This window comes from Streptomyces sp. CB02959 (genome assembly GCF_002803155.1).
Taxonomy (GTDB): Bacteria; Actinomycetota; Actinomycetes; order Streptomycetales; family Streptomycetaceae; genus Streptomyces.
In genome coordinates this window covers 423208-434466 of sequence record NZ_NNBP01000002.1, presented here as the reverse complement: position 1 = coordinate 434466, position 11259 = coordinate 423208, and the positions used below count along the sequence as shown (strand labels likewise).

The 11259-nt window shown below is 72.0% G+C and carries 9 protein-coding genes; 3 read left to right on the top strand and 6 right to left on the bottom strand.

The window, feature by feature from the left end; translation table 11 throughout:
• Positions 1-16: 16 nt before the first annotated feature.
• On the top strand, positions 17-1192 hold the full coding sequence (locus tag CG747_RS05195) for a 4-hydroxybenzoate 3-monooxygenase (RefSeq protein ID WP_100600404.1): 1176 nt from the start codon (positions 17-19) through the stop codon (positions 1190-1192).
• 65 nt (positions 1193-1257) lie between these two features.
• Here the strand turns inward: CG747_RS05195 and CG747_RS05190 are convergent, their stop codons facing one another.
• From CG747_RS05190 to CG747_RS05175, 4 genes are read right to left on the bottom strand one after another with little or no spacing between them, the layout of a single operon-like run.
• Positions 1258-1716: a MaoC family dehydratase gene (locus CG747_RS05190; RefSeq protein WP_100600403.1), complete on the bottom strand. Its 459-nt coding sequence runs from the start codon at positions 1714-1716 to the stop codon at positions 1258-1260.
• A 31-nt stretch (positions 1717-1747) separates the two neighbouring features.
• Positions 1748-3256 carry a long-chain fatty acid--CoA ligase gene (locus CG747_RS05185; protein WP_100600402.1) on the bottom strand — a complete coding sequence of 503 codons (1509 nt, stop codon included), beginning with the start codon at positions 3254-3256 and terminating at the stop codon, positions 1748-1750.
• Positions 3257-3264: 8 nt separating this feature from the next.
• Positions 3265-4134 carry an amidohydrolase family protein gene (locus CG747_RS05180; RefSeq protein WP_100600401.1) on the bottom strand — a complete coding sequence of 290 codons (870 nt, stop codon included), beginning with the start codon at positions 4132-4134 and terminating at the stop codon, positions 3265-3267.
• Positions 4135-4166: 32 nt separating this feature from the next.
• Positions 4167-5078: an SDR family NAD(P)-dependent oxidoreductase gene (locus tag CG747_RS05175; protein ID WP_100600400.1), complete on the bottom strand. Its 912-nt coding sequence runs from the start codon at positions 5076-5078 to the stop codon at positions 4167-4169.
• A gap of 165 nt (positions 5079-5243) precedes the next feature.
• On the opposite strand from CG747_RS05175, the gene CG747_RS05170 reads away from it, so the two are divergent.
• Positions 5244-6074, top strand: coding sequence for a PaaX family transcriptional regulator C-terminal domain-containing protein (locus tag CG747_RS05170; protein WP_257980225.1), 831 nt, complete (start codon positions 5244-5246; stop codon positions 6072-6074).
• Positions 6075-6171: 97 nt separating this feature from the next.
• A complete protein-coding gene (locus CG747_RS05165) occupies positions 6172-7569 on the top strand; it encodes an FAD-binding oxidoreductase (protein WP_100600399.1) in 1398 nt (465 codons plus the stop codon).
• Positions 7570-7640: 71 nt separating this feature from the next.
• Here CG747_RS05165 and CG747_RS05160 read toward each other — a convergent pair whose 3' ends face one another.
• Positions 7641-9278: an amidohydrolase gene (locus CG747_RS05160; RefSeq protein WP_100600398.1), complete on the bottom strand. Its 1638-nt coding sequence runs from the start codon at positions 9276-9278 to the stop codon at positions 7641-7643.
• A gap of 24 nt (positions 9279-9302) precedes the next feature.
• Positions 9303-10760, bottom strand: a complete 1458-nt coding sequence (locus tag CG747_RS05155) for an APC family permease (protein WP_100600397.1) — start codon at positions 10758-10760, stop codon at positions 9303-9305.
• Positions 10761-11259: the final 499 nt, after the last annotated feature.

Here is an 11259-nt window from a genome sequence, read left to right as displayed (position 1 = left end):
CCGGAAGGCACACCCCATGCGCACCAGCGTCGGCATCATCGGCGCCGGCCCGGCCGGCCTCCTGCTCTCCCACCTGCTCCACACCCAGGGCATCGACAACGTCGTCCTGGAGCTGCGCGACCGCGGCTACGTCGAGCGCCGCCAGCGCGCCGGCATCCTCGAACAGGCCACCGTCGACGTGCTGCGCGAATCCGGCGCCGGCGAGCGGATGGACCGCCAGGGCCTGCCGCACCACGGCATCGAGCTGCGTTTCGACGGCCGCTCGCACCGGATCGACTTCCCCGCCCTCGCGGACGGCCGCTCGGTGATGGTCTACGCCCAGACCGAGGTGGTCAAGGACCTCATCGCGCTGCGCGAGGCGGCCTGCGGCACCGTACTGTTCGAGGCCGAGGCGCTGTCGGTGGACGGCATCGACACGGCCGCACCGAGCATCCGCTACCGGCACGAGGGCGCCGAGCACACCCTGGACTGCGAGCTCGTGGTCGCCTGCGACGGCTTCCACGGCATCGGCCGCCGGTCGATGCCCGAGGGCCTGCTGACCGTCAGCGAGCGGACGTACCCGTTCTCCTGGCTGGGCGTCCTGGCCGATGTCCCACCCTCCTGCGAGGAGCTGATCTACGCCCACCACGAGCGCGGTTTCGCCCTGCACAGCATGCGCTCCCCGCAGGTCAGCCGCCTCTACCTCCAGGTCGATCCGCAGGACTCGGTGGACGACTGGCCGGACGAGCGGGTCTGGGACGAGTTGGACACCCGCTTCGCCGTGGACGCCGACTGGCGCCTCGCCCGCGGCCCGATCACCGAGAAGAGCATCACCCCGATGCGCAGCTTCGTCGCCGAACCCATGCGCCACGGACGGCTGTTCCTTGCCGGCGACGCGGCGCACATCGTCCCGCCCACCGGCGCGAAGGGCCTCAACCTCGCCGTCGCCGACGTCACCCTGCTCGCCCGGGCGATCGGCCGCTGGGCTCCGGGCCGGGACGAGTCGCTGCTCGACGCCTACTCGGAGACGGCGCTGCGCCGCGTCTGGCGGGCCGAGCACTTCTCGTACACCATGACCACGCTGCTCCACCCGGCGCCGGGCGAGGGCGAGTTCGACCGCCGGCTGCGCCTGTCCCACCTGCGGTACCTGGCCTCCTCACCGGCCGGTTCCGCCTCGCTGGCGGAGAACTACGTCGGGCTGCCGGTGGTCTGAGGCGCAACCCCGAAGGGGGCGGCTGCTTCGTGGCAGCCGCCCCCTTCGGGGTTGCGGAGCGGGGATCAGGCGTAGAAGCGGTAGACGGCCTGGGCCACGCAGGCGGGCTTGGCGATACCGTCGATCTCCACGGTGAGGTCGACCACGACCTCCACGCCGCCGCCCTTGACGTCCTCGACCGAGACGATCGTGCCGTGGGCACGGATCTTCGCGCCGACCGGCACCGGCGCGGGGAAACGGACCTTGTTGAGGCCGTAGTTGACGGCCATCGCGACGCCCTCGACCGCCAGCAGCTCGCTCCAGAGCGGAATGAGCAGCGAGAGGGTGAGGTAGCCGTGCGCGATGGTGCCGCCGAACGGGCCGGTCTTGGCCCGTTCGGCATCGGTGTGGATCCACTGGTGGTCGTCGGTGGCGTCGGCGAACAGGTCGACCCGCGGCTGGTCGATCTCCCGCCAGGCGGTGTGGCCGAGGTCGGCGCCGGCCTGGGCCTTGATCTCTTCAATACCGTGGACGGTGGTGGGCATACGGGTGCTCCTTGTCGAACGTAGGGAAGGGTCAGTCGGAGAAGCGCGCCCGGATCGGGCCCTTGAGCAGCTTTCCGGTCGCGTTGCGCGGCAGTTCGGGCGCGAGCACGACGGACTTGGGGATCTTGTAGCGGGCCAGCCGCCCGTCCAGGTGGGCGAGCAGCTCGGCGGGCTCGACGGCGGCGCCCTCGCGCAGGACCACCACCGCCCGCCCGACCTCGCCCCAGACCGGGTGGGCCACCCCGATGACGGCGCACTCGGCGACGGCCGGGTGCTCCAGCAGGGCGTCCTCCACCTCGGCCGGGTAGATGTTCTCCCCGCCCGAGATGATCATGTCCTTGACCCGGTCGACCAGGCGGACGTAGCCCTCGGCGTCGACCACCGCGACGTCGCCGGAGCGGAACCAACCGCCCCTGTGGAAGGCCTTCGCCGTGGCGTCGGGCAGGTTCCAGTACCCGGGCGTGACGTTGGGCCCGGCGACCAGTACCTCCCCCTCCACACCCGGTCCGGCCTCCTCGCCGAGCGGGTCCACCACGCCGACCTCGGTGAAGAAGTGCGGCACTCCGGCCGTTCCGGCACGGGTCTGCGCGTCGGCGCGGTGCAGGATCAGCGCGCCGGGCGAGGCCTCCGTCATGCCGTAGCCCTGCACGAAGGCGAGACCGCGGTCGAGGTAGGCGCGGGCGGTGCGGGCGGGCACGGGCGCCCCGCCGCACAGCAGGTTCCGCAGGCTGGACAGGTCCGCCGCCGGCCAACCTTGGGCGGCGGCCACCGCGTCGTACATGGTCGGCACGCCGAACATGCAGGTGACGCGGTGGCGTTGGATCAGCTCCAGGGTGCGGGCGGCGTCGAAGGCCGACTCCAGGACCACCGTGCCGCCCTTGAGCAGCACCGGCAGACAGCTCATGTTCAACGCGCCGGTGTGGAACAGCGGAGCGCTGACCAGGGCCACCTCGTCGCTCGTGAGGTCGGTGTCGACCAGCACGTTGAGGCTGTTCCAGAGGATGTTGCCGTGGGTGAGGACGGCGCCCTTGGCCCGGCCGGTGGTGCCCGAGGTGTACATGATCAGGCAGGGGTCGTCCGGGCCGACCTCCTCGTCGATCGACTCCCCGGGCGCGGCGGCGAGCAGTTCCTCGTACGCCTCGCCCTCCGCCTGCCAGACATCGACACTTTCAGTCAACAGCCGTACGACATCGCTGTCTTGACGCATGGTCAGCAACACCGCACTGCCCGAGTCGGCCAGCTGGTACCGGAGTTCCGGCACCGCCAGGCGGGTGTTGAGCGGAACGAAGGCGGCGCCCAGCAGTCCGGCCGCGAACAGCGCCTCCAGGTAGGCCGGGTGGTTCGGGCCGAGGAAGGCCACCCGGTCGCCGCGCCGGATGCCCGCCTGGCGCAGCGCGTGCGCCAGCCGGGTGCAGCGATCGGACAGCCGGGCGTAGTCGACGGCCGCGCCCTCGTGCACCAGCGCGGAGCGCCGGGGGGTGCGGCGGGCCCGACGGGTCGGCCAGGATCCGATGCCCTGGTTGCGCGCGGGTGTGCGCATGGCTGCCCTCACCTCCCGTCGAGGCCGAGCAGCCGGATCGCGTTCTCCTTGAGGATCTTCGGGCGGACCTCGTCCTTGATCGGTAGCCCGGCGAAGTCGGCGAGCCAGCGGTCCGGGGAGAGCAGCGGGTAGTCCGAACCGAACAGCACCTTGTCCTTGAGCAGGCTGTTGGCGTACCGGACGAGCTGCGGCGGGAAGTACTTGGGCGACCAGCCGGAAAGGTCGATGTACACCTGCGGCTTGTGGGTGGCCACCGCCAACGCCTCGTCCTGCCAGGGGAAGGAGGGGTGGGCGAGGATGATCCGCATGCCGGGGAAGTCGGCGGCGACGTCGTCCACGTCCATCGGGTTGGAGTACTTCAGCCGGATTCCGCCGCCCCCGGGCGCGCCCGCGCCGATCCCGGTCTGGCCGGTGTGGAAGACGGCGATCGCGCCGGCTTCCTCGATCGCCTCGTACAGTGGGTAGGCGAGCCGGTCGTTGGGGTGGAAGGCCTGGATGTTCGGGTGGAACTTGAAGCCCTTGACCCCGAACTCCTCGACCAGGCGCCGGATCTGGCGCACCGCGGCCTTCCCCTTGTACGGGTCGACCCCGGCGAAGGGGATGATCACGTCGGGGTGCTCCAGCGCGGCTTCGGCGATCTCCTCGTTCGGGACCGGCGGGGTGCCGGTGGCGGACTCGGCGTCGACGGTGAAGACGACGCAGGCCATCCTCCGCTCGCGGTAGTGGGCGGCGATCTCCGGCAGGGTGGGGTGGCGGTGCTCGGCCTTGAAGTAGGCGCCGGCCGCGCTGTCCAGCTCCGCCGACAGGGAGGCCGCGCCCTTGGCGGAGACCTCGGCGTGGGTGTGCACGTCGATCGCGACGAGTTCGTCCGGGGTCATCGCGGCGTGGTGGCGATCCCTCGCTTCGGCGCTCACAGCTGCGGGGCCGGGATGCCGTAGGTCTGCGGGTTGCGCCCGACCGAGACCGGCCAGGTCGCGGCGATCGCCTCCGCGCTCCAGCCTCCGTCGGTGTAGGCGACCGCGACCTCCTCCGGGTGCGACCACAAGGCGAGCTTGTCGCCGCCGACGCCGATGCACTGCCCTGTGATCCCGGCGGAGGCCTCGGAGGCGAGGAAGGCGACCAGCCCGGCCACGTCCTCGGGGGTGCCGAAGCCCTCGCCCTTGCGCAGGGTGTCGGGGAACGGTGTGCCGTGCTGCTCCAGCGCCTCGATATGCGGGGCGAACACGGGGATGGTCTTGGTCAAGGCGGTGGCGGCGACCGGGATGACGGCGTTGGCGGTGACGCCCGCCCGGGCCAGCTCCATCGCCCAGGTGCGCACCATGGCGGCGATCCCGGCCTTGGCGGCGGCGTAGTTGGTCTGCCCGAAGTTGCCCCGCTGCCCGGCCGGGGAGCCGGCCACGATGATCCGGCCGCCCTCGCCCTGCTCGCGCATCCGCTCGACGGCGGCGCGGACACAGGTGAAGGTGCCGCGCAGGTGGACCTGCACGACGGTGTCGAAGTCCTCGTCGGTCATCTTCCAGAGCACCTTGTCGCGCAGCACTCCGGCGTTGGTGACCATCGCGTCCAGTCGCCCGAAGTTCTCGACGGCGCAGGCGACCAGCGCCTCGGCGGCCTCCGCGGTGCCGACCGGGACGGACAGCGCGACGGCCCGGCCGCCGGCGTCGGTGATCACCTTGACGGCGTCGGCGGCGGCCTGCGGGTCGACGTCGTTGACGACCACCGAGGCTCCGGCAGCGGCCAGAGCCCTGGCGTAGGCGAGGCCGAGTCCGCGTCCGCTGCCGGTGACGACGGCGACCCTGCCGGAGAGAGCGATGCGATCCATGGGAGTCCTTTCGCCCGGCCGGGGCGGAGGCGCGTGTTCGCGACCAGGCATCGCCACCGGCGGCTACCGAGAAGCTAGGCACAATTTTGTCGACGGTCAATAGACTGCCGAATATTGTCCTGACTACGCTGTTGCCCCGACCCACCGAACCTCAGGAGGAAGACCTTGCCCGCCGACCAGGACGCCGCTGCGCCGCGACCGCAGTCCCTGATGCTGAGCTTCTTCGGCATCCACGCGCTCGGCCGGGACGTCGCCCTCGCCTCCGCGGGCGTCATCGACGCCTTCGCCCGGGTCCAGGTCAGCGAGGAGGCCGTCCGCTCGACCCTCACCCGGATGGTGAACCGCGGCCTGCTGGCACGCCACCGCCGCGGCCGGCGCATGTACTTCGGCCTGACCGAGCGCGCCACGACCGTGCTCACCGACGGGCAGGACCGGATCTGGCGCACCGGCGCCGTCAACCGGGAGTGGGACGGCAGTTGGACGCTGGTCGGCTTCTCCCTCCCCGAGGCCTGGCGCCGCGAGCGGCACGACCTGCGCTCCCGGCTGGTCTGGGGCGGCTTCGCCCCGCTGCAGAGCGGCCTGTGGACGGCACCCGGCGAGGTCGACGTGGCCGCCCTGGTCGACGGACTCGACCTGGAGGGGCACCTGCGGGTCTTCCACGGCCGGGCCGTCGCCCCGACCGATGCCGCCGACCTGCTGGCCGCCTTCGACGTCCCGGCGATCGCGGCCGGGTACGGCGCCTTCCTCGACCGGTGGGGCGGGACCGCACCCGGCACACCCGGCACCGACGACCTCGCCCGTGAACTGCTGCTCCACACCGACTGGTTGGACCTCGTCCGGGGCGATCCGCACCTGCCGGCCGAGCACCTGCCCGCCGACTGGCCCGCCGAGGCGGCCGAGCAGTTGTTCCGCACGCTCGCACACCGCTACCAGCCGGGCGCCACGGCGATCGCGGCCCGGATCCTGGACCGGATCGAGCTCCCGCCCCCTGCCTAGCGCTTATGTCAACACCATTGACCTTGAATCCGGCCCGGCGGTCTGATGACGGCACCCGGAGGCCCTGACCCTCCACGCACCGAAGGAGCCACCCGCCATGGCCGACCCCCGCCGCGCCCTCCAGGATGCCCAGCCCATACCGTTCTGGCTCGACGACCCCGGCAGACCCCCGGCCGCCTCCGCCCTGGTCGGGGACGTGCGCTGCGACCTGCTGGTGGTGGGCGGGGGCTACAGCGGGCTGTGGACCGCGCTGATCGCCAAGGAGCGCGACCCCTCGCTCGACGTCACCCTGATCGAGGCGCAGGAGATCGGCTGGGCCGCCTCCGGCCGCAACGGCGGCTTCTGCGAGGCCAGCCTCACCCACGGCCTCGCCAACGGCCACGCGCGCTGGCCGGACGAACTCGCCACCCTGGAACGGCTCGGCGCCGCCAACCTCCAGGCCATGGAGGACACCATCAAGCGCCACGGCATCGACTGCGACTGGGAGCGCACCGGCTCCCTCGTCGTCGCCACCGAGCCCTACCAGGTCGACGGCCTGCACGAGTTCGCGGAGCTCGCCGCCCGCTACGGCAGCCGGCTCGACATCCTCGACCGCGAGGCCGTCCGCGCCGAGATCGACTCCCCCACCTTCCTCGGCGGGCTCTGGGACCGCGAGGGCGTCGCCATGCTCAACCCCGCCCGCCTCGCCTGGGGCCTCAAGCGGGCCTGCCTCGACCTGGGCGTACGGATCCACGAACACACCCGAGCCACCGGGCTGACCGACTCCCCGCGCGGGATCACCGTCCGAACCCCGTACGGCCGCGTCGGCGCCCGCCGGGTCGCGCTCGCCACCAACGCCTTCCCCTCGCTGCTGCGCCGTCACCGGCTCTACACCGTGCCGGTCTACGACTACGCGCTGATGACCGAACCGCTGACGGAGGAGCAGCTCGCCTCCGTCGGCTGGCGGAACCGCCAGGGCTTCGCCGACAGCGCCAACCACTTCCACTACGTCCGGCTCTCCGCCGACAACCGCATCCTGTTCGGCGGCTACGACGTCGTCCACCAGTTCCGCAGCCGGGTACGGGCCGAGCGCGACCAGCGCCCGGAGACCTTCGCCACCCTCGCCCGACACTTCTTCCAGACCTTCCCGCAGCTGGCGGGCGTCCGGTTCAGCCACGCCTGGGGCGGCGCGATCGACACCTGCACCCGGTTCAGCGCGTTCCTCGACCTCTCGCACGGCGGCCGGGTCGCCTACGCCGCCGGGTTCACCGGCCTGGGCGTCGGCGCCACCCGCTTCGGCGCCGAGGTGATGCTCGACCTGTTGGCCGGCGCCCGCACCGAGCGCACCGCCCTGGAGCTGGTGCGCCGCAAGCCGCTGCCGTTCCCGCCCGAGCCGGTCCGCTCGATCGGCATCGGCATCACCCAGTGGGCGCTCACCCGCGCCGACGCCGACGGCGGGCGGCGCAACCTATGGCTGCGCACGCTGGACCGGTTCGGCCTGGGCTTCGACAGCTGACACCCGGCACCAGTCGCAGGGCGTCGTCGCCGAGCCCCCCCGGGGCCCGGCGACGACGCCCTGCGACGCGTTCAGTCCGCCGCGTGGACGAGTTCCCCGCCGACGTAGGTGCGCAGCACTCGGGCGTCGGCGATCTCCTCGGCGGGTCGGGTCAGGATGTCGCGGTCGAGGACGACCAGGTCGGCGAGCCGTCCGACGGCCAGCGTGCCCGCGTCGTCGTGGCCGTTCACATGGGCGGCTCCGGCCGTGTACGCGGCGAGGGCGGAGGGCAGGTCGAGGCGCTGCTCGGGCAGGAAGACCCGGCCGTCGGTGGCCTCCGGCTCCCGCCGGTTGACCGCGACGTGCAGGCCGGCCAGCGGATCCGGGCTGCTCACCGGCCAGTCGCTGCCCGCCGCCAGGGTGGCGCCCGCGCGCAGGAGCGCGCCGAACGGGTACTGCCAGGCCGCGCGTTCGGGCCCGAGGAAGGGGATGGTCAGCTCGTCCATCTGCGGCTCGTGCGCGGCCCACAGCGGCTGGATGTTGGCGATCGCGCCGAGCTCGGCGAAGCGCCGGATGTCGTCCGGGTGGACCACCTGGAGGTGGGCGAGGTGGTGGCGGGTGTCGCGCCACCCGTTGGCCGTCCGAGCGGCCTCGACGGCGTCCAGCGCCTCGCGGACCGCCCGGTCGCCGAGGGCGTGGAAGTGCACCTGGAAGCCGAGCGCGTCCAGTTCGCAGACGTACCCGCACAGGTCCTTCGGATCGACGAAGCTGAGGCCCGAGTTCGCGGTGGCGCAGCCGCAGCCGTCCAGGTAGGGGCTGGTCATCGCGGCGGTGAAGTTCTCCGCGATGCCGTCCTGCATGATCTTCACCGAGCCGGCCCGGAACCGTCCGTGGCTCAACTCGGCGCGGCGCTCGATCAGTTCGGTGATCTGCTCGGCGCCGCGGTCGCGGTCCCACCAGAGCGCACCGGTCACCCGGGCGGTCAGCGCGCCGGAGCGGGCGGCGGCCAGATAGGCGTCGGAGGGGTCGGGCTGGCCGTTGAACACGCCGAGCAGCGCGTCCTGCCAGCCGGTGATGCCGAGCGAATGCAGCAGGCGCTGCGCCCGCAGCAGACCGGAAAGCCGTTCTGCGGCCGTGGCCGCCGGCACCAGCCGAGCGACCAGGCTGGTGGCGCCCTCCTGGAGCGTGCCGCTGGGAGTACCGTCGGCCTCGCGCTCGATCCGGCCGTCGGCCGGGTCGGGGGTGTCGCGGGTGAGGCCGGCCAGTTCCAGGGCTCGGGTGTTGGCCCAGGCGCCGTGGTGGTCGCGGTTGGTGAGGTAGACCGGACGGTCCGGGACGACGGAGTCGAGCAACTGCCGTGTCGGCAGCCCGCCGTCGAAGCTCTCCAGCGACCAGCCGCTGCCGCTGATCCACGCCCGGTCGGGGTTGGCCTCGGCGTAGGCGCGGATCCGCTCCAGGTACTCGGCCACGCCCACCGTGCCGGTGAGGTCGCAGGCGGCCAACTCGACGCCGCCGGAAACCGCGTGGATATGGGCGTCCTGGAAGCCCGGCAGCAGCAGCTTGCCGGTGAGGTCCACGACCTCCGTCTTCGGCCCGATCAACTCCCGGACCTCGTCGTGCCCGACGGCGGTGATCCGCTCACCGGTCACGGCCAGGCCGCTCGCCCGGGTGCGGGCGGCGTCGCCGGTGTGGACAGGGCCGTGGGTGAAGACCAGATCGGCCTCGGTCATCGGTGGTGCTCCGTTCTTGCTGTGTCAGTCAGTGGGGTGGAGGAAGTACGGCGAGCGCCGCCGCCAACGGGCCCAGGCCGCCGACGGCAGTCCGGTGACGACCATCAGCACCACCACGGTCAGTTCGAACCACCCGTTGTCGGCGGCCAGTTCGAAGTGGTCGGTGGAGTCGTAGAAGGTCCAGGCCAGGTAGCCGCCGACGGCGAGCAGCACGGCGGCGCCGAGCAGCGGCGCGACCACGGCGCGCAGGCCCTGCCGCAGGTCGGTGCGCAGGAGGTGGCGGAACCGGACGGCGGCTGCGACGGCGGTGAGCGCGTAGTAGAGCGCGACGATGATGCCGATCGCGTTGACGGAGGCCGAGATGAGGTCGTTGACGGTGGGGATGGCGATCGAGGCGAGGGCGAGGAGCACGGCGACGCCGGTGATCAGCAGGGTGCCGATGGCGGGAGTGGCGTACCGGGGGTGCAGCCGGGTCCAGATCGGCCCGAGTACTCCGTCGCGGCCCATCGCGTACATCCCGCGCGCGGTCGGGATCACCGAGGACTGCAGCGAGGCCACGGCGGAGAACATCAGCGCGATCAACGGCAGTGCGGCCAGCGGCTGGTGAGCGAGCCGGTCGCCGAAGTAGGTCAGTCCGTGCGCGCCGTTGTCGGCCAACTCGCCCAGTGGGAGCACTCGTTGGAAGGCGGTGCCGGCCAGCAGGAAGAGCAGCAGCATCACCACCAGCGCGAGGAAGCCGCCCCGGGAGGCGTCGCGTGGGTCGCGCACCTCCTCGCCGACGCTGAACACCGACTCGAAGCCCCAGTAGCAGAACACCGCCAGCACCATGCCCTGCGCCACCGCGTCGAAGGAGGGGATGTCGAAGGGGTTGTACCACTGGAGCGAGAACGGCTGATCACCCGCGAACAGCCCGTACCCGCAGAAGCCGAGCAGCACCAGGTACTCGAACACCAACAGTGCCTTCTGCAGCCGGGCAGCGAGCTCGAGACCTTGTACGGCGACCAGCGCGGCACCGATCAGGACGACGAGCCCGAGCAGGGTGCACTGCACGGTCGAGTCGGCGTCCAGCCGCAGGCCGGCGATGCTGCGCAGGTGCGCCTGGCCAAGGAGTTGGATGATCGCCGAGCCGGTGACGGTGGTGGTGTACGCCATGAAGACCACCGTGCCGACGGTGTTCACCCAGCCGGTGAGGAAGCCCAGCCAGGGGCTGAGGGTACGACCGACCCAGCGGTAGCTGCTGCCGGCGTCCGGCTCGACGGCGTTCAGCCGCCCGTAGCCGCCCGCGATGGCGAGCACGGGCAGGAAGGCCAGCAGCATGATCGCGGGCAGGTGCAGGCCGACGATCCCGGCCATCAGACCCAGGCCGATGCCGATGCTACTGGTGGCGGCCGTACTGGAGGCGGCGATCACCGCACCGTCCAGCAGGCCGATCGACTGGCGCATCGCGCCGTGGCCCGCGGCCGTTCCCGGACCAGATCGCATGTCCTTCACCGTCGACGCCAACGGATCACCGCCTTGCTCGGAGGGGCGTGGGGGGAGGAAGTGCGAGCCATGAAATCGGCGGCTCCCCTACACGTCAATGCCGTTGTCATAAGAAGCCTCGCCACGCGGCAGCCTCCCGGCACTCTTGAGAGGCAGCCGATCGGGCCGCACCACGTTCCGTACACCCCTTCGGCCGCCCGGCGGCACAAGCCGGATACGACTGCGAAAGCGTCGGCGCACAGCAGGGCGATCGTGCGGCCCTCGCGGCCCACCCGGGTGCACGCGGAGTCGAACACCGCACTGTCAGCCATCGTGGGGGGCAGTCGGGCATGGAGTCGGCCTTCAATGAGGTGCGGACAGGCGTCCCACCTCTCGATGCCGGCGTTGTGCTCGTCAGGGCATTGGTCTCGGTTGGTCTGGGGTGGTTCCGCAGGAGCAGAGTGCCTCGCGGTGCCGACGGCGCTGTGCGTGGTCCCTCAGGGCGACATCCCTACGGGTC